This is a genomic window from Dokdonia sp. R78006 (genome assembly GCF_042466145.1).
Lineage (GTDB): Bacteria > Bacteroidota > Bacteroidia > Flavobacteriales > Flavobacteriaceae > Dokdonia.
In genome coordinates this window covers 3,200,655-3,224,229 of sequence record NZ_JAXHBU010000001.1, presented here as the reverse complement: position 1 = coordinate 3,224,229, position 23,575 = coordinate 3,200,655, and the positions used below count along the sequence as shown (strand labels likewise).

The 23,575-nt window shown below is 36.6% G+C and carries 28 protein-coding genes; 25 read left to right on the top strand and 3 right to left on the bottom strand.

The window, feature by feature from the left end; genetic code table 11:
* Positions 1–25 precede the first annotated feature (25 nt).
* The 10 genes from SJY37_RS14295 (at position 26) to SJY37_RS14250 (ending at position 7,972) form a co-directional block, all read left to right on the top strand.
* Positions 26–832: a universal stress protein gene (locus SJY37_RS14295; protein ID WP_379953265.1), complete on the top strand. Its 807-nt coding sequence runs from the start codon at positions 26–28 to the stop codon at positions 830–832.
* Between the two features lie 75 nt (positions 833–907).
* Entirely contained in the window at positions 908–1,753 is an 846-nt protein-coding gene (locus tag SJY37_RS14290; protein WP_298327525.1) for a universal stress protein, read from the top strand.
* A gap of 11 nt (positions 1,754–1,764) precedes the next feature.
* Positions 1,765–2,622 (top strand): universal stress protein, encoded by an 858-nt coding sequence (locus SJY37_RS14285; protein WP_298327528.1) that lies wholly within the window; start codon positions 1,765–1,767, stop codon positions 2,620–2,622.
* Positions 2,622–3,467, top strand: a complete 846-nt coding sequence (locus SJY37_RS14280; RefSeq protein WP_298327531.1) for a universal stress protein — start codon at positions 2,622–2,624, stop codon at positions 3,465–3,467. The genes SJY37_RS14285 and SJY37_RS14280 overlap by 1 nt, the downstream gene beginning before the upstream one ends.
* A 59-nt stretch (positions 3,468–3,526) precedes the next feature.
* Positions 3,527–4,375 carry a universal stress protein gene (locus SJY37_RS14275; RefSeq protein ID WP_298327535.1) on the top strand — a complete coding sequence of 283 codons (849 nt, stop codon included), beginning with the start codon at positions 3,527–3,529 and terminating at the stop codon, positions 4,373–4,375.
* A 63-nt stretch (positions 4,376–4,438) separates the two neighbouring features.
* Positions 4,439–5,290 (top strand): universal stress protein, encoded by an 852-nt coding sequence (locus SJY37_RS14270; RefSeq protein ID WP_298327538.1) that lies wholly within the window; start codon positions 4,439–4,441, stop codon positions 5,288–5,290.
* 96 nt (positions 5,291–5,386) lie between these two features.
* Positions 5,387–6,226 (top strand): restriction endonuclease, encoded by an 840-nt coding sequence (locus SJY37_RS14265; protein ID WP_379953264.1) that lies wholly within the window; start codon positions 5,387–5,389, stop codon positions 6,224–6,226.
* Positions 6,227–6,316: 90 nt separating this feature from the next.
* Positions 6,317–6,721, top strand: coding sequence for a hypothetical protein (locus tag SJY37_RS14260; protein ID WP_013751843.1), 405 nt, complete (start codon positions 6,317–6,319; stop codon positions 6,719–6,721).
* Positions 6,722–6,857: 136 nt separating this feature from the next.
* On the top strand, positions 6,858–7,307 hold the full coding sequence (locus SJY37_RS14255; protein WP_144784330.1) for a hypothetical protein: 450 nt from the start codon (positions 6,858–6,860) through the stop codon (positions 7,305–7,307).
* A gap of 11 nt (positions 7,308–7,318) precedes the next feature.
* Positions 7,319–7,972, top strand: a complete 654-nt coding sequence (locus SJY37_RS14250) for a hypothetical protein (protein ID WP_298327544.1) — start codon at positions 7,319–7,321, stop codon at positions 7,970–7,972.
* 79 nt (positions 7,973–8,051) lie between these two features.
* Here the strand turns inward: SJY37_RS14250 and SJY37_RS14245 are convergent, their stop codons facing one another.
* Positions 8,052–8,276, bottom strand: coding sequence for a hypothetical protein (locus SJY37_RS14245; RefSeq protein WP_298327546.1), 225 nt, complete (start codon positions 8,274–8,276; stop codon positions 8,052–8,054).
* A 113-nt stretch (positions 8,277–8,389) separates the two neighbouring features.
* Positions 8,390–8,809: a CBS domain-containing protein gene (locus tag SJY37_RS14240; RefSeq protein ID WP_379953263.1), complete on the bottom strand. Its 420-nt coding sequence runs from the start codon at positions 8,807–8,809 to the stop codon at positions 8,390–8,392.
* A gap of 229 nt (positions 8,810–9,038) precedes the next feature.
* Here SJY37_RS14240 and SJY37_RS14235 point away from each other — a divergent pair, with 229 nt between their 5' ends.
* The 12 genes from SJY37_RS14235 to SJY37_RS14180 all read left to right on the top strand — a co-directional run bounded on the left by SJY37_RS14235 (position 9,039) and on the right by SJY37_RS14180 (position 18,817).
* Entirely contained in the window at positions 9,039–11,459 is a 2,421-nt protein-coding gene (locus SJY37_RS14235) for a heavy metal translocating P-type ATPase metal-binding domain-containing protein (protein ID WP_298327551.1), read from the top strand.
* A 1-nt stretch (position 11,460) separates the two neighbouring features.
* Positions 11,461–11,850 (top strand): hypothetical protein, encoded by a 390-nt coding sequence (locus SJY37_RS14230; protein ID WP_298327554.1) that lies wholly within the window; start codon positions 11,461–11,463, stop codon positions 11,848–11,850.
* Between the two features lie 177 nt (positions 11,851–12,027).
* The gene (gene ccoS, locus SJY37_RS14225) at positions 12,028–12,234 is read left to right on the top strand and encodes a cbb3-type cytochrome oxidase assembly protein CcoS (RefSeq protein ID WP_298327557.1); all 207 of its coding nucleotides are present in this window, start codon (positions 12,028–12,030) and stop codon (positions 12,232–12,234) included.
* An 11-nt stretch (positions 12,235–12,245) separates the two neighbouring features.
* Positions 12,246–14,450, top strand: coding sequence for a cytochrome-c oxidase, cbb3-type subunit I (ccoN, locus tag SJY37_RS14220; protein ID WP_298327559.1), 2,205 nt, complete (start codon positions 12,246–12,248; stop codon positions 14,448–14,450).
* Between the two features lie 4 nt (positions 14,451–14,454).
* A complete protein-coding gene (locus SJY37_RS14215; protein WP_013751852.1) occupies positions 14,455–14,652 on the top strand; it encodes a CcoQ/FixQ family Cbb3-type cytochrome c oxidase assembly chaperone in 198 nt (65 codons plus the stop codon).
* Entirely contained in the window at positions 14,649–15,593 is a 945-nt protein-coding gene (locus SJY37_RS14210; protein ID WP_379953262.1) for a cbb3-type cytochrome c oxidase N-terminal domain-containing protein, read from the top strand. Before SJY37_RS14215 ends, SJY37_RS14210 begins: the two co-directional genes overlap by 4 nt.
* An 11-nt stretch (positions 15,594–15,604) precedes the next feature.
* Positions 15,605–15,901, top strand: a complete 297-nt coding sequence (locus tag SJY37_RS14205; RefSeq protein WP_298327568.1) for a hypothetical protein — start codon at positions 15,605–15,607, stop codon at positions 15,899–15,901.
* A gap of 6 nt (positions 15,902–15,907) precedes the next feature.
* Entirely contained in the window at positions 15,908–17,329 is a 1,422-nt protein-coding gene (ccoG, locus tag SJY37_RS14200; RefSeq protein ID WP_298327573.1) for a cytochrome c oxidase accessory protein CcoG, read from the top strand.
* A 34-nt stretch (positions 17,330–17,363) separates the two neighbouring features.
* On the top strand, positions 17,364–17,498 hold the full coding sequence (locus SJY37_RS14195; protein WP_261375735.1) for a hypothetical protein: 135 nt from the start codon (positions 17,364–17,366) through the stop codon (positions 17,496–17,498).
* A complete protein-coding gene (locus tag SJY37_RS14190; protein WP_298327579.1) occupies positions 17,495–17,941 on the top strand; it encodes a FixH family protein in 447 nt (148 codons plus the stop codon). Before SJY37_RS14195 ends, SJY37_RS14190 begins: the two co-directional genes overlap by 4 nt.
* Entirely contained in the window at positions 17,941–18,648 is a 708-nt protein-coding gene (locus SJY37_RS14185; RefSeq protein ID WP_298327582.1) for a sulfite exporter TauE/SafE family protein, read from the top strand. Before SJY37_RS14190 ends, SJY37_RS14185 begins: the two co-directional genes overlap by 1 nt.
* Before the next feature lie 22 nt (positions 18,649–18,670).
* Complete coding sequence (locus tag SJY37_RS14180; protein WP_013751859.1) at positions 18,671–18,817, top strand: hypothetical protein; 147 nt, start codon at positions 18,671–18,673, stop codon at positions 18,815–18,817.
* Positions 18,818–19,038: 221 nt separating this feature from the next.
* Here SJY37_RS14180 and hemN read toward each other — a convergent pair whose 3' ends face one another.
* On the bottom strand, positions 19,039–20,400 hold the full coding sequence (hemN, locus tag SJY37_RS14175; protein ID WP_379953261.1) for an oxygen-independent coproporphyrinogen III oxidase: 1,362 nt from the start codon (positions 20,398–20,400) through the stop codon (positions 19,039–19,041).
* A gap of 244 nt (positions 20,401–20,644) precedes the next feature.
* Between hemN and SJY37_RS14170 the strand changes: the two genes are divergently transcribed.
* From SJY37_RS14170 to SJY37_RS14160, 3 genes are read left to right on the top strand one after another with little or no spacing between them, the layout of a single operon-like run.
* On the top strand, positions 20,645–21,061 hold the full coding sequence (locus tag SJY37_RS14170) for a response regulator (RefSeq protein ID WP_108879318.1): 417 nt from the start codon (positions 20,645–20,647) through the stop codon (positions 21,059–21,061).
* Positions 21,061–21,603 (top strand): heme NO-binding domain-containing protein, encoded by a 543-nt coding sequence (locus SJY37_RS14165; RefSeq protein WP_379953260.1) that lies wholly within the window; start codon positions 21,061–21,063, stop codon positions 21,601–21,603. The genes SJY37_RS14170 and SJY37_RS14165 overlap by 1 nt, the downstream gene beginning before the upstream one ends.
* Positions 21,596–23,572, top strand: coding sequence for a PAS domain S-box protein (locus SJY37_RS14160; protein ID WP_379953259.1), 1,977 nt, complete (start codon positions 21,596–21,598; stop codon positions 23,570–23,572). Before SJY37_RS14165 ends, SJY37_RS14160 begins: the two co-directional genes overlap by 8 nt.
* Positions 23,573–23,575 lie beyond the last annotated feature (3 nt).

Below are 23,575 nucleotides of genomic sequence, written 5' to 3'. Positions count from 1 at the left end.
ATTTGTGCTATTATATATAGTACTCATGAAGCATATTCTTATACCTGTAGATTTTTCAAGCCAGTCATGGAACACAGCCTTATGTGCAATAAACTTATATAAAAGTCCGAGAGTTCGCTTTTATCTTTTCTTTTCTGAAGAGCTTGATTACAGCACAGATAGAGAGGCAACTATTTGCGAACCTCCCACACAGCAACTTACTTCTTGGATAAAGAAATTAGATAAAGTAATAGCTGGAGGACAAACTATTGAACCCCTCAGATGGAAAAGTGATTTTATAGGTGGTATGCGTAAAGCAGTTGCAGATAATCACATAGATCTCATTGTGATGAGTACTAGCTACCCAAATATATTTTGCGATGTACTCAAAGGAAGTCATGTGCGAGAAGTAATCACGCGCTTAAAATGCCCTGTACTTATCGTGCCTAGAGAGTTTCACTGTAAAAGTCCAGAGCAGGTAGTTTTAATAACAGATTATAATTTTAACCATAGGGCAGAGCCCACTTCTGTGATTAATAATTTTATAAAGCGCACAAGTGCACACCTCAATATTCTACAATTATCAAAAACAGGTAATGCGCTTAGTGAAACACAGCAAACCAATAAAACGTTCCTGCAGACTTCTTTTCATGACATACCACACAGTTTTCATTTTGTAATGGAAAGAACAATGGATGAGGCTTTGCAATTTTTTGTAGATGTGCAGCAGGTAGACCTGGTGGTTTTATTTGCAAAAAATATAAATCTGTCTGAGAATGTACTTTTTTCTCCAGCCCTTTCAGAAGAGAAGGATTATCATAAAAACATTCCATTTCTAATAGTTCACGAATAAACCTATAGCTGATAAAAGTCATAGTTTACAGAGTGTTAAGTTTCTAGCTTTGAGTATCAATAAACACTTGCTACTATGAGAGTTATCATCATACCCACAGATTTTTCAGAAAATGCTTTTAACGCACTTCGTTGTGCGCAACAGTATTTTAAATATGAAAAAAGTAAATTCATATTAGTTCATACTTATGCAGATGAAGTTTATGAGAATAAAGAGGTTCTCTCAAGAGATATTCTAGAAGAATATAAAGCAGTTAAACATAAAGAAACAGAAGCATCTCTTGCCTTAGTCTTAGAGCGAGCTATGGGTCTAGAGCCTAATCCGAGACATGAGGTGGAATCTCTTGCGATATTTGGAACCTTGGTAGATGAGGTTAATAGTCTCGTAAATAGTGAGAATGCAGATCTGGTAATAATGGGTTCTCAGGGTAAGACTGCAAATCGTAATATCACTTATGGTAGCAACACATTACAAGTTGTAAAATATGTGAAATGCCCAGTATTGGGAATTCCTTTAGGGTACAATTATGAGCGACCAGAGCGTATTTTATTCCCATCAGAATTGTTGATTCCTTATAAAAATAGAGAGTTAAAGCTCATAAACTGTATGGCAAATAGCTTCCGTTCTGAGTTGCACTTACTATATATCTCAAACTTTGATAGATTATCCCTTAGACAAGAAGATGTCAAGAGTGGTTGGGAATACCGCTTTCGCGAAAGCGAACAAACCTACACACGTCATGACGAAGGAGATATAGCTCAAATTATAAATGAGCACATAAGTAGCAACAAGATTGACATGGTGGTGCTAGTAAACTCAAAGCATACCTATATGGAAACATTGTTACATACATCCACCATTGATACAGTAGGTCTTAATACCAAAATCCCATTTTTAATTTTACAGAATCTCTCACGCTAAACCATCACTTTATGAAACATATATTAATACCTATAGACTTTTCTAATGCTTCATATAACGCACTTGAGTATGCAGTGCAGTTATTTATAAACGATGCATGTACTTTTTATGTGTTGAATACGTACACACCTGTTGCTTTATACACAAGCACTATTTACGATAATCATACAGCGCTTAATATAGACTTAGGTGAGATTTATAAAAACAACTCTTTAGAGCGACTCGAGACTATTATAGCTAAAGTAAAATATGCCTACCCAAACAGTAAACATATATTTACTCCAATAGCAAGCTATAATGTATTAACACTGGAAATAGATGAGATTGTTACAACTTCAAACATTGACGCCATCGTTATGGGAACCAGTGGAGCATCTGGACTTAAAGAAGTTTTTATAGGTTCTCAAACAATGCATGTTGTAAAAGATGCAAAAGTGCCTGTGATAGGCGTACCAGAGGGCTATACTTATAAAGCGCTCAAGGATATTCTGTTTGCTACAGATTATCGCACTGGAACCCATCAAAAGGGACTTTCACTTCTAGAGGAGCTTTGTAGAAAGCATATATCTAGGCTCATTTTTTTAAACGCTTACTTTGGTCTTTCACTAGATGAAGAACAGCTTGAAAATAAAGAGAGCCTTGATACATATTTTGAGCGTGATGCGCATATAAATGAAATAGCAGATGGCATGACTGTGCTAGAAGCGGTTGAAGATTTTCAGTCTAAGCATTCGATAGATTTACTAGTACTCGTGCACAATAAGCATAGCTTTTTTGAAAATTTATTGTTTACACCAGTAGTGCGTAATATCGTGCATCATGCATCTGTACCCTTTATGATTTTACCTCCTGTTAAAACTACACTATAATGCTACACATCTTAATACCTACAGATTTTTCAACTAATGCGCTTAATGCTCTTAAATACGCACAGTATTTACTTAAGGGAGAAGATACAACGTTCACGCTTTTTAATGCTTATGAACCATCTGCATTACAATTATTAGGAAATAAAAGTCCGCTCGCACTTTCTAAGATCTATAGAGATTTAAAAGACGAGTCAGAAGTGCGCTTATCTGTATTTCTATCAGAAATTCTAAGTAAAGATAAGAGTACGACGTTCATTTACAAAACGGCAAGCTATTCTGGCCACCTTAAGGATGGCATTGCAGCGCTAGAGGAAAACGCGTATGATTATATAGTGATGGGAACAAAAGGAGCAACGGGACTTAAAGAAGTTTTTATGGGTAGTACGACCCATAGCATAGTAGCACTTCACAAAAAAATACCGCTACTTGTTATTCCAGAAAATGCTGTATTTAATGATCCAGACAGCATAGGCTTTGCAACAGATTTTGCAAGAGCGTATAGCCATGAGGATTTACAACCACTTATCGTGCTTACTAAGTTATGGAAAGCAACGGTGCGCATGGTAGAGGTATATGAAAAACCAGAGATTACTCAAGTAAAAAAAGATCATTTACAACAATTAGAAGACTTACTTTCAGGGGTAGATTATCGATTTCATACAGTCCCTGAGTTTTCATCATTAGAAAATTGTATAAACGTGTTTGATGATGAACTCAACATAGATTTACTTGTGATGATTGATTATCCTAAAACATTTTTTGAAAGTCTCATGCGCGAGCCTGTTGTTAAGAAGATGACATTCCATACTACACTACCATTTCTTATACTTCCGAGCCATAACTGATTATTGTCATAGAATAAGAGTGTATCTCTCACTAGTTTAGAGGTATAAAACTTATGAAAATGGCACACATACTAGTACCCACAGATTTTTCTGAGAACGCTTACAACGCATTATTTTATGCAACTAGATTGTATCCTAATGAGGAATGCATAATAACGCTAGTACACTCTTTTGAAAGTTTATTTTCCACCAATACAAGTCGTATAGATATAGGTAGAAATGAGCAATTATATGATGAGTTAGAACGTGCAGCTTTTGATAAGCTTGATACGTTGAAGCATGAAATAACTCTTGATAGTGAGGGCATTTCTCTTGTTATTGATATGGTAACGAGCGCACAGCCTTTATACAAAATAGTAAATAAGCTTATCATAAATACAAACATAGATGTAGTGGTGATGGGAACTAAAGGCTCTTCAGGAATGCGAGAAATATTTCTAGGAAGCCAAACGGTAAAGCTAATTAAGAAAATAAAGCCTGTGCCAGTGTTTGTAGTGCCTCAAAGCGCCACTTTTCAAGCGCCTACAAAGGTTGCTTATGCTACAGATCTTAAAATTGACTATGCTCAGTATCCACTAGAGATTATAAAGGAAATCATTAGAACTCATAAATCTAAGTTGTACATCACACATATTTATAATCAAATGAGCCCAGGTCAAACTGTGGAGACTAATTATAGAAAACTTAAGCACAAACTGGAAGACGTCTCTTATACTACGCACTGGCTGTCTAGTATCACTAAGATGGAAGATGCACTAGGCGTTTTTATTAATGAACATGATATCAATTTACTAGTGTTGATGTACCACAAAAACGGCTTTTTAAAGAAACTCTTTAATAAATCGTTTGTAGATAAATTAAGCTTTCACTCAGAAATACCTCTACTCATATTACCAGAATCATTCTGATATATATCATAGTTTATACAATAGTACTCCCGTATTTTTAATTAATAATCAAATACTTACACGATGAAAAAGAAGATTCTAATACCTACAGATTTCTCAAAAAATGCTTGGAACGCGCTCACCTATGCAGCCGATCTTTTTAAGCATGAAGAATGTTCTTTCATTGTTCTCAACACCTATAGAACTAAAGGTTACAACTTAGGCGATTTGATGGTTCCAGAACCTGGAACACCATCGTATGAAAGTGCAAAAACGTCATCAGAGAAGCACATGGACAAACTGGTGAGTATGATAGAATTCAGGGATACTAACCCTAAGCATGAGTATGAAATCATCACAAAGTTTGGTGGTCTTATGGAGGTGATGGAAGCTATAATTGAGCAACGAGACATAGAGTTAGTGGTGATGGGTACTAAAGGAGCAAGTAATAGTAGGGGAGCTCTTTTTGGTACAAGTACCATTCTCGCGATGGAAAAACTACGCAATTGCCCTGTGATGGGAGTGCCTCTAGACGTAAGAGTAGCCAGTCTCAAAGAGATTGTAATGCCTACAGGATATAAAACTCATTATAAACGCAAGGAGCTCAGCAATCTCACAACAATTGCAAACCTTCAAGACGCAAATGTCTGTGTGCTTTATGTAAATCCAGATGAAGAACTGAGTAAACAACAAGAAGCAAATAAAGAGTTGCTGGCAGAGTGTCTAGAAGATGCATCCTTTAGTTTCCACCATCTGAGTGGAGTAGATGCTACTATTGGTGTGAGAAATTTTGTAGAGAGTCGTGATAGCGATATGGTTGCTATCATTAATAGAAAGCATGCCTTTTTTGGGAGTGTTTTTACCACACCTATGATCAAGGAGCTCGGTATGTTCAGCAAAGTGCCATTATTAGTGATGCATGATTTACGCAATTAATGGTGTGATTAGTACGCTTTCGCGAAAGCGTAATTGCACTATTTAGAAAACTACGTAGTTGCAAAATAAATTGATAACATAAACCCAGCTTTACTCGTGATTAAAAAGTCTATCCAAGTCAAAAAGTCCTCTGGTGAAAAAGTAGATTTTTCACTTGATAAACTGAAAGCCTCTTTACATCGCAGCGGCGCTGGAGAAAATGATGTAAGTCACATTCTTAATATAGTTCGCGATGAGCTTTATCAAGGCATATCTACCAATGAAATTTACAATAGAGCCTTTGCATTGCTCAAAAAAAAGAAATCTGTTTTTGCGTCAAAATATAAATTAAAGAAAGCCATTTATGAATTTGGACCTACAGGATTTCCCTTTGAAAAATTTATAGGGCAGGTGTTAAAGCATAGCGGCTATGACACAGAAGTAGGAGTTCTTGTGGATGGAAAATGTGTACAGCACGAAGTGGATGTTGTTGCAAGTAAAGAAAACCGAACGCTTTATGTAGAGTGTAAATTTCACGGTGAAGAAGGGCGTAACTGTAATGTAAAAGTGCCGCTTTATATTCATGCGAGATACAGAGATATTATTGCTGAGACCAAAATTAAAGGAGCTTTAAGTACTGAAGGATGGGTAGTTACTAATACTCGTTTTACAAAAGATGCTATAGAATATGGAACCTGCGCAGGTCTTACTTTATTAAGTTGGGATTATCCTAAAAATAACGGGCTTAAAGATCGCATAGACAGCTTAGGATTATATCCCATTACCGTTTCTACACTTCTTACAAAACGAGAAAAAAACTTTTTACTTGGTAGAGATGTTGTGCTGTGTAAGCAATTACTAGGTGATAGTTTTTACCTCGATCATCTAGGAATTTCTGAGACTAGGAAGTCAAAAATTTTAAAGGATATTCAATTTCTGTGCAATGTAAGTGGGTAATTAATACTGCTCGATAGCTGATAATTGTCATAGTTTAAGTAGCTCTACTGCGCTACTTTTAAACTAGTTAACACGTAAAACTCTTTTAGTATGGAAACAACACTCCCACTCACAATAGACCAGTTTCATCAAGATGTCAAGGTCTGGAAATCTAATGTTGCACTCGCAAGCGACGAAATTCAGTTTATAGAAAATCTGACACATTCTTACATTTTTGAACCTAGTTCACCTAATCTTTTTGAGCGTTTAGAGCATTACAAAATAGAAGTTTCTAAAATCAAAGTATTACTCAAGAGTATTGAGGTTTTACTTGTAAAACATGATGCAGAACTAAGCGGGATGCTAGAGTGCGACACCGTTTCTTGTGATGTGTTTTTTCAAGAAAAACACTTGACAATTAAAGAGCAATACAGACAATTTATTGATTCTTATAATAAAACCAAAAGTGAGATTTTTAACTACTGTGGTAATATTCTTAAGACAAAAAAGAAATAAAGTATAAACATCTAAATCTTCATATTAATTGGAGATTACATGAAGAGCCACCTCCTGATTAGAGGGGAATCAGGAGTGGTTTTTTTTTGCTTTCGCGAAAGCGTATTCTCAACAATATCAAAACCTCATAGTTATTATGAAACATCCATTTTTTAATCAGTATAAGTTTAAATATCTTGAGTGGAATGATGCTCAAGCCATACACGATGTCACACTACTCTGGAAATCACAAGTGGAATTTATAGCTGTTGAGCAAGCTTTCTTAGGAGAGCTTTTAACTGAGCATACCCTGCAACTACTTTCTGAAACAAGCTTTGAATATGCAAGACATCTCGCCGTAGAGCTTGATGCTTTTGAAAAAGAAGTTCCAAAATTACTTAAACGTATTACAGAGCATTTAAACGAGGTAAAAGTTCTTATGGATGGTAAAGATGAGTTCCAGAAGGAGCGCACTTTTCAAGATGCCCATATCTTGCTAGAACTTAAAATGGGTGACTATCAAGATAAGTACAAACTCTTAAAAGAGGAGATATTTAAAACGATGAAATCTGTCTTTGCAAAAAGCAAAAGCAAATTAATAGCTTAAAACGTATTAAGATGAGAATATTATTAGTGTGTGTGAGTATATGTATAATAAGTCTGTTGCAAAGTTGTAACAGCTCAGAGCTTATTGAAAATTGGAAAAATCCAGATATCGATGTTTTTCAAGCAGAGAAAGTTCTTGTACTTGCAATGACCAGCGATGTAAAAAACCGAAAACTGTTTGAAAAACGATTAGTAGATCTTCTTAAAGATAAAGGAGTTAACGCGGTAGGAAGTGATGCTTTTTTTAATCCAGAATTCACCTCTAGACCGCGCACAGAAGAAGAGTTAGGAGATCTTGAGAGAGCTATGCTCTCAGAAGGATTTGACGCCATTTTAGTTTCAAAAGTACTAGGGGCAGAGGATAAGGTGACGCTAGTACAGTCTTATCGTAACTGGGATAAAAGTGTAAATGGTTTTGAAGATGATTATTATGCACATCAAGGAATTTATGCGGAGGATGAAGAGATGCAAAAGTATACAGTCTATCATGCAGAGAGTGCACTGTACTGCGTCTGCCCGACCAAGGAACGTGAGATTATCTGGAAAGGATCTATAGATGTTACAGAGCCAGATAACGACCGTAAGGCGATTAAAGACTATATAAGCATGTTAGTATGGGCGCTTGAAGAACAAGAATTATTAATAATAGGACCTGTCGATTATTAAGCGTATAATTTATAACGCTAGCAACCTGCGATTTTAGTACCACGAGTTGCTAGCGTAATTTTTATAAAACTTTTAAACTTTAAGAACGTCCTCGTTGTGGGAAGTCCTCATACCTATCCTCAAAAGTTTTATCAGTAACATAGTTGTCCTTAAGAACTTTGTAAACCATTACAACCACAGATGCTTGACCTAGCATGGTGATATAAAATACCCAGTTAAAAGCTAGATTCATTGTTGCAAAAATGGTGACTGTAATCAAAAGTAAGGTAGTGATCGCTACCCAGTGCATTGCTGTAATTTTCATAGTTATCTTTTCTACTAAAGATAATAATTATTGTAACCATTTAAAAATGAGCATAGCAAAAGAGGATAATCGCACACAGCAATATCCTCTTTATAATTTTATAGAGCTATGTTCTAAAATTGCTCGAGTAAAAATTGAATTAAATCTGTGGTAGTTACGATACCTACTAGCGAACCTTCTTGAAGAACAGGCAGCGCGTGAAATTCTTTATTAGCCAGAATTTCTGCCACTTCTTTTACGGTTGTATCTGTGGTTACGGTCACAAGTTTTTTTGCCATTACTTGCTCGATGGTAAACATATTATAGACGATGGTATCTACGTCTTGCTCATCTTCATCTATAGCATCTGCAAAGCTTATTCTCAATAAGTCAGTATAGCTCAAGATGCCTATAATATTCTTGCCATCTACTACAGGAATATGTCTTATACTATGATTTTTAAAAAGTTGCTCGGCATGCTCTAATGAGTCAGTTTTATGTAGTGTGACCATATTTGAGGTCATTATGCTAGAAACGGGCGTTCTCTTTTTCATCTTTTAGGTTTTAATGATTTCTCAAAAGTAGCTGATGGCTTGCTTGAAAAAGATGATATAAATCAGCTTTTGGGATGACTTCTTGAGTACTCATTAAGAGCTCGAAAATTGCCCAATTAATTTATAAAAATCTTCTAAAAATGATATTTGTCATAATTTAAAAACCAACATAATCTCAAATTTGCCGTAGGTATAATGGACTTTTTATAAGTCTGAGCAAATTAGAATTATGGATAATTGTTTCCATTGTGGTGATCCCTGTACAACAGTGATACACCATCAAGAAAAATCGTTTTGTTGTCACGGTTGTAAGACGGTGTATGACATATTGAGCGATAATGATATGTCGTATTACTACGACCTTGAGAATACACCAGGTACGTCTCCGCTACTTCAAGAAGGTAAGTTTGACTTTTTAGAAAATGAACAGGTAGTTGCCAAACTTTTAGAGTTTGATGAGCAAGGAACACAAGTTGTATCCTTATTAATCCCTACCATACACTGTAGCTCTTGCATCTGGGTGCTAGAAAATCTTAACAAATTGAATCCTGCGGTCAAAACCGCGCAAGTAGATTTCCCTAAGAAAACCATAAGAATTACTTACTCATCTAAGGAGCTGTCACTACAAGATCTAGTGATGCTTCTAGCAAGAATAGGGTATGAGCCATACATTTCGTTAGATGATACCACAAAGAAGAAAAAGACGGTAGACAGGAGCTTGACGTATAAGCTAGGTGTGGCTGGGTTTGCTTTTGGAAATATTATGTTTCTATCATTTCCGGAGTATTTTGAGGTAAGTGAGTTTTGGTTAGATAAGTATAAATATGTCTTTAGAGGGTTAATGCTTTTGTTTGCTATTCCGGTAGCCTTTTACTCAGGTCGTGACTATTTTATCTCTGCCTACAAAGGATTGCGGTCTAACATCCTCAATATAGACGTGCCTATCGCCATTGGTATTTCTGTACTATTTATAAGATCTACCGTTGAGGTTTTGATGGATTGGGGTTCGGGATTTTTTGATAGTATGGCGGGACTTGTATTCTTCTTGTTGCTTGGTAAATTCTTTCAGCAAAAGACCTATGCGTATCTCTCTTTTGAGCGTGACTATAAGTCGTACTTTCCTATTGCTGTAACACGATTATATAGGGATGATAACGCTTTCGCGAAAGCGCAACCTTCAAGAAAAGAAGAGCAAACACAAGTATACGACCTTAAGAAAGGCGACCGAATTTTAATACGCAACAGTGAATTATTGCCTGTAGATGGCGTTTTAATTACTGGAAATGCACTTATAGATTACAGCTTTGTCACAGGAGAAGCAGAACCAGTAGCCAAAAAATCTGGCGATCAGTTATTTGCCGGAGGGAGACAGCAAGCGGGATCCATAGAAGTAGAAGTGTTGAAGCCAGTGGCGCAAAGTTACCTCACACAATTATGGTCTAACGAAATATTCTCAAAAGGCAGACAGACCGTTTTTGAAACCCTTACAGATAGTATAAGTAGACGTTTTACGGTGAGTTTGCTCATTATTGCTGCGATTGCAACGGCTTACTGGTTATTTATAGACACATCAAAAGCACTTCAAGTATTTACCGCAGTTCTCATTGTGGCTTGCCCTTGTGCTATCGCGCTAGCAGCACCATTTACATTAGGAAATATATTACGCATTTTTGGGAGACATAAACTGTATTTAAAAAACAGCGGCGTTATTGAGCAGCTTGCTCATATTGATACCATTGTCTTTGACAAAACAGGAACACTTACTACGAGTGCAAAAAGTGTAATCACTTATGAAGGAGTGGCGCTCACACCAGAAGAAGAATCACTATTAACAAGCACGTTGAGAGCTTCAAACCATCCCTTGAGTAGATCTCTTTATGATTTGCTAGAATCTCATGATATAAAAACACTTGATTCATTTACAGAAAAGGTAGGACAAGGAATCATAGGAACGCATAATAATCATACGATTAAAGTAGGTTCTTATGGATTTGTGGCAACTGCACAAACAACTTCTCCAGCAGCCGGTGCCGAACGTACTGCTGTGCACATAAGTACAGATAATGAATATAAAGGTTGCTACATCTTTTACAATGAATATAGAGAAGGTGTGCAATCGCTTTTTAGTGAATTAAAAAGTAACTACGAGATTATCATACTTTCTGGTGATAATGATGGAGAGCGTACTTTTTTATCACAGATATTACCAGATAATGCAACGCTACTTTTCAACCAGAAACCTGGAGATAAATTAGACTTTATAAAAAACTTACAAGAGCAGGGTAAGAATGTACTTATGGTGGGAGATGGGCTTAATGACGCTGGTGCACTAGCACAGAGCCACGTAGGTATTTCTATCTCTGAGAATGTCAATGTTTTCTCGCCAGCTTGTGACGGTATTCTAGACGCTTCAAGGTTTACAGATATTGCAACTTTCTTAAAACTCTCACACAAGGGAGTGAGCATCATTAAGTATGCTTTTATATTCTCATTATTCTATAATCTTATAGGCTTAGGCTTTGCCGTTACAGGCAATCTTGCTCCCGTAGTTGCTGCTATTTTAATGCCGCTTAGCTCTATTAGTATCGTCTTATTTACAACGATTGCTACTCATTTTATGGGTGGAAGTCTCACATCAAAAAAACTATAATATGAACAGTATTATTAATGTACAAAGTACACCTCAACTTGCTCAAGTAGTATTTAAAAAAGCATCTTATACGGAGCGTGATCTCATAAGTCTTTTTCATAAATCTGCACATAAAGGTGCAGATGAGACGGTTTTTAATGGTTGGGTGAGAGACACCGAAAAGCGAATTTACAGCTTGCAAAGTGGCTTATATGGACGATCATCTGTGTGCAGTACGGTGAGCCTAGGCATTGCATCAATGCTTAATATGTATGTAAATGCGATTACTCGTTTTGAACAGCAGTTTATGATGAGTTGTCCTTGTGCTACAAATGGCGCAGGACCTATACTCAATAGTCTTAAAAAAGTATCGCAAAGTGCGCAAGTAGCGCTTTTGTATGTGGAAGTGTAAGTGCCGCTAGCATTATGATTAGTCTATGTTTTAAGAGATAATCTTACGTGTAAAAAGATAAGCTTTAAGGAAAGCATTTTTCGCGAAAGCATATTCAAAACTATTTATCTAAAACTGACAATTGTCATAATTCAAAAACAACTTCAATCTTAATTTTACACCATAATTCAGGTAGGTATGAGTATTATTTATATGCTTCTTGCAATCAGCGTTGTTGTTGCTCTCGTCTTTTTTGTCGCATTTATTGTGTCTGTAAAGAAGGGACAATATGATGACACCTATACGCCATCTGTACGTATGCTTTTTGATGACGAGTTAGTAAAAGAAAAAAGTGCTCCTACAACGCCTGAGCCAATTGAAAAATCCATCCAAATAAAAGAGTAACTAATCAAACTATGGAAGTACAACAATTCTATTACGATAACAAAATCGTACGAAAATTTATAGTGGCTACGATGTTTTGGGGCATTGTGGGAATGAGTATAGGGCTACTTCTAGCCTTTATGTTTTTATTCCCTAATGTAACAGACGGCATCTCGTGGTTAAGTTTTGGGCGTTTACGTCCGTTACACACTAATGCAGTCATCTTTGCCTTTGTAGGTAATGCTATTTTTGCAGGTGTATATTATTCTTCACAGCGTTTACTTAAGGCTCGTATGTGGAAAGACTGGCTTAGTAATTTAAACTTCTGGGGATGGCAAGCCATTATAGTGGGAGCAGCAATTACCCTTCCTCTAGGGTTTACAACATCAAAAGAATATGCAGAGCTAGAATGGCCATTTGATATTGCGATTGCTCTTATATGGGTAGCTTTTGGAGCCAACTTGATAGGTACAATCCTAAAAAGAAGACAACGTCACTTGTATGTTGCTATCTGGTTTTATCTAGCAACTTTTGTTACCGTTGCAGTATTACATATTGTAAATAGTATGGAGCTGCCGGTAAGTGCTTTTAAAAGTTACTCTATGTATGCTGGAGTGCAAGATGCACTGGTACAATGGTGGTATGGACACAATGCAGTAGCATTTTTCTTAACCACTCCTTTCTTAGGATTGATGTACTACTTTGTACCTAAGGCAGCAAACAGACCTGTGTATTCTTATAGGCTTTCTATTGTACACTTCTGGTCACTTATATTTATCTATATCTGGGCGGGTCCTCACCACTTATTATATTCTGCATTGCCAGACTGGGCACAGAATCTTGGTGTTGCATTCTCCATCATGCTTCTTGCTCCATCATGGGGAGGAATGATAAACGGACTACTTACACTACGTGGAGCGTGGGATAAAGTACGCACAGATCCTGTTCTTAAATTTATGGTTGTTGCGATTACAGGTTATGGTATGGCAACCTTTGAAGGGCCTATGCTCTCGCTTAAGAATGTAAATGCGATAGCTCACTTTAGTGATTGGATTATTGCTCACGTGCACGTAGGAGCACTTGCCTGGAACGGTTTCTTCACATTTGGTATGGTATACTGGATGGTTCCAAAATTATTCAAGACAAAATTATGGTCTACTAAGTTAGCCAACTTCCACTTCTGGATAGGAACGCTAGGTATTATACTATATGCATTACCTATGTATGTTGCTGGTTTTGTACAAGCCTTTATGTGGAAACAATTTAATCCAGATGGAACGCTTACCTACGGTAACTTCTTAGAAACAGTAAGTGAGATTATCCCTATGTACTGGATGCGTGCTATAGGTGGTAGTATGTTTATTGTAGGAGCCCTTATAGGTGTTTATAATATGATTATGACTGCTCGTGCAGGTAGCAACGTTACAGATGAACTTGCAGAGGCTGCTCCTTTACCTAAAGTAACAAAGAAACGTACCTCAAAAGAAGGATACCATACATGGTTAGAAAGACGCCCGGTAAAGCTTACCATTTTTGCAACTATCGCTATTCTTATTGGAGGTATGGTGCAAATTATACCATCACTTATTGTTGATGATTATATCCCAGTGATATCAAGTGTGAAGCCATATTCACCACTAGAGCTACAGGGTAGAGATATTTATATACGTGAAGGGTGTGTAGGGTGTCACTCTCAAATGGTACGACCATTTAGAAGTGAGGTAGAGCGCTATGGAGAATACTCAAAAGCGGGAGAGTATGTGTATGATCACCCATTCTTATGGGGAAGTAAGCGTACTGGGCCAGATCTTATGCGCGTGGGAGGAAAGTACAGTGATAACTGGCACTTAAATCACTTCTATGATCCGCAGAGTACTTCTTCTGGTTCTATTATGCCATCTTATAAATGGTTATTACGTAGAGAACTAGATAAAGATCTCACAGAGACAAAAATGGAAGCAATGGTAACCTTAGGAGTACCATATACTCCAGAAGATATTGCAAATGCTCAAGAGTCTATGACGGCACAAGGAATAGCGATAGAGAAGAACCTATACTCAGATCCAGACTTTGCCAAAACTTATGAGGCAGATAAAAAGTATGCCGAAGAAAACGGTGAAGACTTTGTGGAGATGCGTAACCGTGAGGTGGTAGCTCTTATAGCTTACATACAACGACTAGGAACAGATATTAAAGTTAAAAACGCAGATGGTACTACATCCATCTTAAACGACTAGCACCATGTTTAAATTTATAAAAGGAAACTTAGAAAATATAGATGGAGTGGAGATCTATCCTATAGTGTCATTACTCATATTTTTCATCTTTTTTGCTGCACTATTCTTTTGGGTATTTACAGCTAAGAAAGCACACATCACAGAGGTAAGTAACATCCCGCTTAATGATGATACACTCAACGTAAATACTATAGAAGAATGAGAACGACTACATCATTTTTAAGAATACTAGGATTTTCACTATTAGGATATTTCCTCATAGATTACGTAGGGACTACAGGGGAGACCTCTATGTTTCTAGAGCAACCGTGGGTATGGGCTATACTAGGCGTAATCATGCTTTTTTATACAGCAGGAGAAGTAAGCATGGCTGCGCTGCGCAATGTTCTTTACAAAACGCTTAAGCCAGAAGCACAAGCAAAGTTTGATGAAGAAGAAGCTCTTGCAGAAGCCAATCAGTTTAAGTGGATTAAAGAGAAGTATAAAGCATCTCTAGGAAGTAAAGAGATAGCTCAAGAGCATGAGATTATACTAGATCATAACTATGACGGTATACAAGAGCTTGATAACAACTTGCCGCCATGGTGGGTGTATATGTTCTACGCATCAATAGTCTTTGCAGTAATATATTTAGTGCGTTTTGAAGTACTAGACGATTATAACCAAGCCGAAGAATATGAAGTTGCTGTAGCAGAAGCAAAAGCAGAAATAGAAGAATGGAAAAAAACGGCAAAAGATCTTGTCGATGTAAATACGGTAACACTGCTCACAGATGCGAGTGATATTAATGCCGGTAAAGCCATTTTTACAAATAACTGTATTGCTTGTCACAAAGCAGATGGTGGTGGAGGTATAGGACCTAACCTCACAGACCAACACTGGATTCTGGGTGGAGGAATTAAAAATGTCTTTAAAACTATCTCAGAAGGTGGTCGTGATGGTAAAGGTATGATCTCATGGAAATCAGAACTTAAGGCTGCAGAGATGGCGCAAGTAGCTAGCTTCGTGTTAAGCTTACAAGGCACCACGCCTGCAGAGCCTAAGGAAGCAGAAGGTGAGTTATGGGTGAATCCAGATGCACCAGCAGCACCAGTAAAGGATGTTGTTACAGATAGCACAGCAGTGCAATTAATGAGTAACTAAATAATAGAAGGATGATTCAAGATATAGCGATTGCATTAAGTTCAAGTATTGCTCCGATAATGAAGCCTTATTATGAAAATGATAAGACTAAAATTATAGCAATAGGACTTAAAAAGGATGTGGTGTTAGAAAAACATACAGCACCTAGCAAAGCGCAAATCTTGATCATACAGGGAACGGTCACTTTTAGAACAGCGACCTTCTCAAAATCTATAGACACCTATGAGACTTTTGAAATACCACTAGAGGTAGAGCATGAGGTCATAGGTGATACAGACTGTATTTTTCTGTTAATCTTATCTAAGTAATATATAATGGCAGAGCAAGGAAAAGATAACTTTAGAGATACCATGGGAACCCTTGATAAGGAAGGGAAACGCGCATGGGTATTTCCTAAGAAGCCAAGTGGGAAATGGTATGAATACCGTAAGTATGTGAGTTATTTATTACTTGCTATTTTACTTAGCTCACCATTTATAAAAGTAGGAGGGAACCAGCTGTTCATGTTTAATGTGCTGGAGCGTAGGTTCAATATTTTTGGGTATCCATTCTGGCCTCAAGATTTTCATCTCTTTGTAATTATGATGATTATTGGGGTGGTATTTGTAATCCTATTTACGGTAGCATTTGGTAGAATATTTTGTGGATGGATTTGTCCGCAAACTATTTTTATGGAGATGGTTTTTCGTCGTATTGAGTACTGGATAGATGGCGATCGTGGTAAGCAGATACGTCTTAAAAAAATGCCTTGGAACAAGGAGAAAATCAAAAAGAGAGTTTTAAAATGGACTATCTTTTTTATCATCTCTTTTATAATTGCAAATGTATTTCTTGCGTATCTCATAGGGAGCGATCAGCTTATTAGGTACATCACAGACGGACCATCTAAGCACGTTAGTACGCTAATATCACTTCTCATATTTACTGGGGTTTTCTATTTCATATTTGCATGGTTTAGAGAGCAGGTGTGTATCATAGCTTGTCCTTACGGAAGGTTACAAGGAGTGTTACTAGATAACAAATCTATTATTGTTGCTTATGATCATAAGCGTGGAGAGAAGGAAGAAGGAAGAGCTAAGTTTAAGAAAAATGAAGACAGACCATCTACTGGAAAAGGAGATTGTATAGATTGCTTCGCATGTGTGCATGTATGCCCTACAGGGATAGACATACGTAACGGTACACAGTTAGAATGTGTAAACTGTACTGCTTGTATAGATGCTTGTGATCATATGATGGAAGCAGTAGATCTTCCTAAAGGTCTTATACGTTATGCTAGTGAAGATAATATTGAAAAGAAAGCGCCATTTAAATTCACACCTCGTCTCAAGGGGTATGTTGCTGTACTAGGTATTCTTACTGCGGTACTCATAGGGATGTTGTTTTTACGTAATGATGTAGAAGCTCGCATTCTCAGATTACCAGGACAACTTTATGAGCATAAAGACAATAACATGATTAGTAATGTCTACACCTTTAAGCTGGTTAATAAAACGGTCGAGGAGATAGAAGATGTGCATTTTGAACTACGCTCTCATAAAGGGACTATAGAAGTAGTTTCTGGTAATAGTTTCAGTGTAGATGCACAAGGACTCGCAGAAGGAACGCTATTTATAGAAATCAATGCAAGCGGTATTAAAAGCGATAAAGAACGTTTGGAAATAGAAGTGTATAGCGGCGACCAACTTATTGAGACGACAACAACGGCATTTCTGGGACCTAGAAGTTATAAGTAAGAGTACGCTTTCGCGAAAGCAAAACAAAAAAACTATGAGTACAGAGCATAAAAAATGTTGTGATGGCTGTAAAAAAGGACAGCCAGGAACTAACGAAGCATGCAGCGCAAAGTTGATGATGGAAGCGCTGAAGAATAATCAAGAAATCACTAAAACACAAGAGTTATGAAATGGAACTGGGGAAAGGGTATTGTAGTGGCGATGGCTTGTTTTATGGGTTTTATTCTGTACATGGTTATCACGATGAGCACAGATGATAATTATAGCCATGATCTTGTGACAGAAGAGTATTATGCTAAAGAAATGGCATATCAAACCGAAATAGATGCAGAGACTAATGCGCGCAATCTCGTAGGAGAGATTAGCGGAAAACGCACGCAAGAAGGATGGTTACTCACCTTCCCACCGTCTATTTCAGAAAGTACAAATAAAGGAAAAGTGTTTCTATACAGACCGTCTAATCAGCAACTTGATTTTGAAGTGCCTTTGGCTATTTCAGGATCTAATTTGCTCATACCTGACAATCAGCTGATAGACGGTCGATGGAACATTATCATAGAGTGGACAGACGGGGAAGAGGAATTCATGTATAAAAAGTCAATCGTTTACTAATGTTGTGGTCTGCACTCATATTTGGTCTTTTGGGAAGTTTCCACTGTGTGGGAATGTGTGGTCCCATTGCATTTATGTTGCCCGTAGATCGTAAAAATCCTGTAAAAAGAGCTTTCCAATTAATGAGTTATCACGCGGGGCGTATACTTACTTACAGTGTTTTGGGCTTAGTATTTGGGATTGTAGGTAAAAGTTTTAATCTCTTTGGCATTCAGCAGCAACTATCTATAATCATAGGTGTACTTATGATTGTAGTTATTCTCATACCCACTAAAATTTTCAATAAATACAACTTCTCACGACCGTTATATAAGGCAGTTGGGAAAGTAAAGAGCTCCATGGGAACCGCTCTTAAGAAAAAAGACCCAGGTACGTTTTTTACTATAGGATATCTCAACGGACTATTGCCTTGCGGACTTGTATATATGGCGATTTTTGGCGCACTTGCTTCTGGTGGTGCTTGGGAAGGAGTATTGTATATGGCAGTTTTTGGATTAGGTACCATTCCATTAATGACCACTGCTATTTATTTAGGTAATTTTTTAAAAGGAAAAGCAAAGCAGCGCATCGTTAAGATGATTCCTGTTTTTGTAGTCATTGTAGGAGTCTTATTTATAGTACGCGGTCTTGGCCTTGGTATTCCTTACGTATCACCATCAAAGATGGTAAGTGTAGAAAAAGTGGCTGCACAACATTCTTGTCATTAATAACAACCAAACATTTATAATTATGGAACATTTTTTAATACTTCTCGTAGACTGGGGAATGGGAGCACTACTCATAGGAGTATTTGCCTTAGTTTGTATCACTCTTGTACTTATCGTACTAAACATGATAAAGGGAGACTCAAAAAAATCTGATACTGATGAAAAGTAGAGGATTACAAATAGTAATAGAATATACAAGTACTTTATTAAACTGCTTAGTTTTTAAAGGTCTCGACCTATTTATATCATTACAATGGCTTTTAACTTATAGCAAAGATCGTATTAGTTCGCAAAGATAATCGTGAACTTGATGAAGTCTTATAATCTTCAAGAGCATAAAAAAAGGGAAGCAGTAATGCTTCCCTTTTTTAGTATATGTTGAGGTGACTTTTAAACCGTCATAGAAAATAGCTGAGTCTCTGGCTTGTTACGTTGTAATCTCATGTCAAACGGAAGGCATATATTTCTTACAAAAGAACGTCCCTTTTCTGTAACAATTAATTTTCTTGCGTGTATTTCTAGAAGTCCGTCGTTTTCTAGTTCCTTTAATTTTATAAGAACATCTGGAAGCTCTGCAAAATTTCCTTGATCCTTATCCCAAGAAGTCTCAAATGAGCACATTAAATTAAGAATATGCTGTCTGATGATAAGATCTTCTTCAGTAAGGATATGACCTCTAAAAATAGGTAGAATTCCATCCTCTATAAGTTGTTGATACTCCTCTATATTTTTTACATTCTGAGCAAAACTATACCAGCTATCACTTATGGCAGATACTCCTAAGCCTATCATTACTTGCGTTTTGCTAGCATTATATCCCATAAAGTTACGATGTATAGTTCCCGCTTGCTGGGCTTTAAATAGTGCATCTGTTTTAAGCGCAAAGTGATCCATACCTATCTCAATATACCCTGCTTTAACTAGCATCTTTTTGCCTATCTCATACTGCATTCTCTTCTGGTCTGCACTAGGTAAATCTCCATCCTTAAACCCTCGCTGTCCATTACCTTTTATCCATGGCACATGGGCGTAGCTATAAAAAGCAATACGGTCTGGGTGAAGGGATATGGTTTTATTTATGGTATTTATAACATCATCTTGCGTTTGAAATGGTAGTCCATATATTATATCATGCCCTACAGATTCATAACCTGTTGCACGAGCAATTTCTGTAGCGTTTTGAACGTGTGCATAAGGTTGTACACGATTTATAGCTTTCTGTACAGTTGTATTGTAATCTTGAACTCCGTAACAAACTCTAGTAAATCCTTTATTGTACAGTGCTTCAAGGTGTTCTTTTGTGGTATTATTAGGATGCCCTTCAAAGCTGAGTTCAAAAGTGCTTGCCTTTTTTGTGAGCGCAAAAATCCCATCCATAAGACGTTCAAGATGTGCTGGTGAGAAAAATGTAGGCGTTCCTCCGCCCAGGTGTAACTGTTTAATTACTGGCTTATCTCCTAGTAAAGTTACGTACATCGCGAGCTCCTTAAGTACAGATTGTATATAAGGAATTTCTACATCATGGTTCTTTGTAATACGCTTGTTACAACCACAAAAAGTACACATACTCTCACAATAAGGTAAATGTACATAGAGACTTATTCCTTGTAAAGTATTGCTTTCGCGAAAGCTTTCTTGTAAAGTGTTTTTCCACTGGGTTAGAGAGAAGTTATCTTGATCCCAATAAGGCACAGTAGGGTAACTTGTATATCGTGGTCCTGCCACATTGTACTTTGATATAAGTGTACACATTGATTTTGAGTTTTTTCAAAATTACTATATGGCAAAAACAGAGAATATGAGGAATATCAGCTTTTGAAAAAGTACTATTTATGGAGGGATATAGTAGTTCATTTAAAAATGATAGATTATACATGTAAATTACCACTCGTCGACACTTAAACGTCATCCGTCTATAGTAAAGGACTCGTTAAACTTAATTATTGTAGAATATCGACTTTAATTGACCAACTTTGGAAACATAAAGATCAATAGTTTGGGGACAAAAAAATTACGAATACTGCTCATTGAGGATGATGCCATTGAGGTAATGAAACTCAAAAGAGCCATAGCAAAGCTAGAAATGAACCATGAGCTCATAGAAGCAAAAAATGGTGAGGAAGCACTTGAAATACTCAAGGATCACACAGTATTACCAGATGTAATATTTTTAGATCTTAATATGCCAAAAATCAATGGTATAGAGTTCTTGAAGATTTTGAAAAAAGACGAAATTTTACGATTTTTACCCACAGTCATGCTCACGACGTCAAGCAACCGTAAGGATATACTAGCCTGCTATGATACAGGAGTGGCTGGTTATATTATTAAACCTTTAAAGTATGATCACTACGTTGAAAAAATAAAATCGGCATTAGAGTACTGGAGTATGAATGAATTAATCAAAGCATAATGAAAGGAATTGTATTTACAGAGTTTTTAGATCTTGTTGAAACAAAATTTGGTTTAGAAATGGTTGACACCATTCTTAATGAATCTGAGTTGCCTTCTAATGGTGTTTATACAGCAGTAGGAACATATAGTTTTACAGAGATGGTGAGCTTACTTACTAATTTAAGTAAGGAAACAGGACTTGTAATTGATGATTTATTACTGGTATACGGAGAACACTTTTTTACGGTTGTAGAAAAGAGCTATCCATCATTTTTAAAACAGTATACAGACCCTATAGAGATGCTTTCATCTATAGAAAATCATATACATGTAGAAGTTAGAAAGATTTATCCAGATGCAGAATTACCTACTTTTACCATAGAAGAGAAGACTCCTGATAGTCTCGTAATGATCTATAAGTCAAGCAGAGCCATGCATGCCTTTGGTCGCGGATTAATGAATAAAACTTTTGAGTTTTTTAATACAAAAGCTACTATCTTAGTTGAAAAATTAAAAGAAAACGGAACCGAAGTTAAATTCAGCATAGCAACATATGAGTGACCCCAAAATCAAGATGTATGAAAGAGCACTAGCACGTGAAAAAGCCGCTAGAAAAGAAGCCGAGCGTATTCTTGAGGAAAAGTCATTAGAATTATATCACAAATCTGAAGAGTTAAGGGTTTCAAATTCAAAACTTGAAGATATTGTAAAAGAACGCACTTCTGAACTTGAAGGAGTGTTTGAAAACATAGTGGATGCCTATGTGGTCATGGATCTAATGGGGACTGTTATTAAAATGAACCAAGCCGCAGAGGAGCTACTAGGTTACACCATAAAAGATGGTTTAAATTTAATAGAACTCGTACACCCAGATGAAGTTCAAAAAGCATCAAAAGGTTTTGAAGAACTTTATACCGCCGGCTCAGTTACAGATTTCCATATAAAAATAGTTATTGCGAGTGGTAAGACATGCTTAGTACACATAAACGCTAGTTTAGTACGTAATGCCTCAGGAAAAGTTATCGCAGCACAAGGTATCGTAAGAGATATCACCCAAGAAAAAGCCGCAGAGCAGCGACTCATAGATTCAGAAAATAGATTATCTACACTTATTTTAAATCTAGAGAGTGGTATTCTTCTAGAAGATGAGCACCGCAATGTTGTCATTACAAATAATCGCTTTTGCGATTTCTTTAGTATCTCTGCGACTCCAGATCAACTTATTGGAGTAAACTGTGAGAATGCAGCTACAGAAAGCAAGGATCTCTTTAAGAACCCAGAAGAATTTATATCAAGAATAAATACGCTTACGCAAAACAAAGAGCAAGTACTATCTGATGAGCTTAAATTAAAAGATGGTCGCATTTTAGAAAGAGATTTTATTCCAATATATGAAGAGGGTGTTTATAAAGGACACCTCTGGACGTATAGAGATGTGACTTTGAGAAGAAAATTTCGCGAAAGCATAGAAGCAGAACGCCAGAAGTATAGTGACATTATTGCAAATATGAACTTGGGTCTTACTGAGGTAAATCTTGATAATGAAATTTTGATGGTCAATAATAGTTTTGAACTATTATCTGGATATACGGAGGAGGAAATACTTGGAAAAAATGCAAAGGAAATACTACTTACACCAGCATCTCAAATAAGACTTACTCAAGAGAAAAAGAAAAGATTAAAGGGAGTATCAAATTCATACGAAGTAGAAGTTATAACAAAGAGCGGTGAGTTAAGACACTTGTTAATAAGTGCGGCACCTAATTATAATATCAATGGCAAAGTGATAGGCTCTATAGGTGTACACCTTGACATTACAGAGCTCAAAAGTTTAGAGATACAGAAAGAAAATCTTTTAAAGAAGCTTGAAAAAAGTAATCATGAGTTACAAGAATATGCACATGTAGTCTCTCATGATCTTAAAAGTCCGCTTAGGAGTATAAATGCCCTAGTAAATTGGATTAAGGACGATAATGAAGGTGTGCTTACAGAGGAAACAATGAGTCATCTTGAGATGATAGACACCACTTTAGAAAAAATGGAACAGCTTATTTCAGACGTGCTTGAGTACTCCAGCGTAGGATCTGAAAATGCAGCTCCAGAAAAAGTGGATTTACAAGAAGTACTAGCAGATATAGAAACCTTACTTCATTGTCCAGAACATATAACACTAACTATTCATCCAGATTTACCTACGGTAAATGGTGATAAAGTCAAGTTACAACAGTTGTTTCAGAACTTGATGAGTAATGCGATACGCTATTGTGATAAAGAAAAAGGTCTTATAGAAGTAGGTTTTACAGAAAACAAAACTCATTACACGTTTACTGTAAAGGATAATGGAATTGGGATTCCTAAAGAGTATCACGATAAAATATTTAAAATTTTTCAATCACTTAATAACCACAAAGACTCTACTGGTATAGGACTTTCTATCGTGAAGAAAATAGTAGACTTATATAAAGGAAGTATCTGGTTAGAAAGCACCGTAGGGGAGGGCACAACGTTCTTCTTTACACTACAAAAATAACAT

Excerpts from the sequence above, each read along its gene's own strand:
- SJY37_RS14295 (WP_379953265.1), top strand. The coding sequence starts at position 26 with ATGAAGCATATTCTTATACCTGTAGATTTTTCAAGCCAGTCATGGAAC.
- SJY37_RS14290 (WP_298327525.1), top strand. The coding sequence starts at position 908 with ATGAGAGTTATCATCATACCCACAGATTTTTCAGAAAATGCTTTTAAC.
- SJY37_RS14285 (WP_298327528.1), top strand. The coding sequence starts at position 1,765 with ATGAAACATATATTAATACCTATAGACTTTTCTAATGCTTCATATAAC.
- SJY37_RS14280 (WP_298327531.1), top strand. The coding sequence starts at position 2,622 with ATGCTACACATCTTAATACCTACAGATTTTTCAACTAATGCGCTTAAT.
- SJY37_RS14275 (WP_298327535.1), top strand. The coding sequence starts at position 3,527 with ATGGCACACATACTAGTACCCACAGATTTTTCTGAGAACGCTTACAAC.
- SJY37_RS14270 (WP_298327538.1), top strand. The coding sequence starts at position 4,439 with ATGAAAAAGAAGATTCTAATACCTACAGATTTCTCAAAAAATGCTTGG.
- SJY37_RS14260 (WP_013751843.1), top strand. The coding sequence starts at position 6,317 with ATGGAAACAACACTCCCACTCACAATAGACCAGTTTCATCAAGATGTC.
- SJY37_RS14255 (WP_144784330.1), top strand. The coding sequence starts at position 6,858 with ATGAAACATCCATTTTTTAATCAGTATAAGTTTAAATATCTTGAGTGG.
- SJY37_RS14250 (WP_298327544.1), top strand. The coding sequence starts at position 7,319 with ATGAGAATATTATTAGTGTGTGTGAGTATATGTATAATAAGTCTGTTG.
- SJY37_RS14245 (WP_298327546.1), bottom strand. The coding sequence starts at position 8,276 with ATGAAAATTACAGCAATGCACTGGGTAGCGATCACTACCTTACTTTTG.
- SJY37_RS14240 (WP_379953263.1), bottom strand. The coding sequence starts at position 8,809 with ATGAAAAAGAGAACGCCCGTTTCTAGCATAATGACCTCAAATATGGTC.
- SJY37_RS14235 (WP_298327551.1), top strand. The coding sequence starts at position 9,039 with ATGGATAATTGTTTCCATTGTGGTGATCCCTGTACAACAGTGATACAC.
- SJY37_RS14230 (WP_298327554.1), top strand. The coding sequence starts at position 11,461 with ATGAACAGTATTATTAATGTACAAAGTACACCTCAACTTGCTCAAGTA.
- ccoS (WP_298327557.1), top strand. The coding sequence starts at position 12,028 with ATGAGTATTATTTATATGCTTCTTGCAATCAGCGTTGTTGTTGCTCTC.
- ccoN (WP_298327559.1), top strand. The coding sequence starts at position 12,246 with ATGGAAGTACAACAATTCTATTACGATAACAAAATCGTACGAAAATTT.
- SJY37_RS14215 (WP_013751852.1), top strand. The coding sequence starts at position 14,455 with ATGTTTAAATTTATAAAAGGAAACTTAGAAAATATAGATGGAGTGGAG.
- SJY37_RS14210 (WP_379953262.1), top strand. The coding sequence starts at position 14,649 with ATGAGAACGACTACATCATTTTTAAGAATACTAGGATTTTCACTATTA.
- SJY37_RS14205 (WP_298327568.1), top strand. The coding sequence starts at position 15,605 with ATGATTCAAGATATAGCGATTGCATTAAGTTCAAGTATTGCTCCGATA.
- ccoG (WP_298327573.1), top strand. The coding sequence starts at position 15,908 with ATGGCAGAGCAAGGAAAAGATAACTTTAGAGATACCATGGGAACCCTT.
- SJY37_RS14195 (WP_261375735.1), top strand. The coding sequence starts at position 17,364 with ATGAGTACAGAGCATAAAAAATGTTGTGATGGCTGTAAAAAAGGACAG.
- SJY37_RS14190 (WP_298327579.1), top strand. The coding sequence starts at position 17,495 with ATGAAATGGAACTGGGGAAAGGGTATTGTAGTGGCGATGGCTTGTTTT.
- SJY37_RS14185 (WP_298327582.1), top strand. The coding sequence starts at position 17,941 with ATGTTGTGGTCTGCACTCATATTTGGTCTTTTGGGAAGTTTCCACTGT.
- SJY37_RS14180 (WP_013751859.1), top strand. The coding sequence starts at position 18,671 with ATGGAACATTTTTTAATACTTCTCGTAGACTGGGGAATGGGAGCACTA.
- hemN (WP_379953261.1), bottom strand. The coding sequence starts at position 20,400 with ATGTGTACACTTATATCAAAGTACAATGTGGCAGGACCACGATATACA.
- SJY37_RS14165 (WP_379953260.1), top strand. The coding sequence starts at position 21,061 with ATGAAAGGAATTGTATTTACAGAGTTTTTAGATCTTGTTGAAACAAAA.
- SJY37_RS14160 (WP_379953259.1), top strand. The coding sequence starts at position 21,596 with ATGAGTGACCCCAAAATCAAGATGTATGAAAGAGCACTAGCACGTGAA.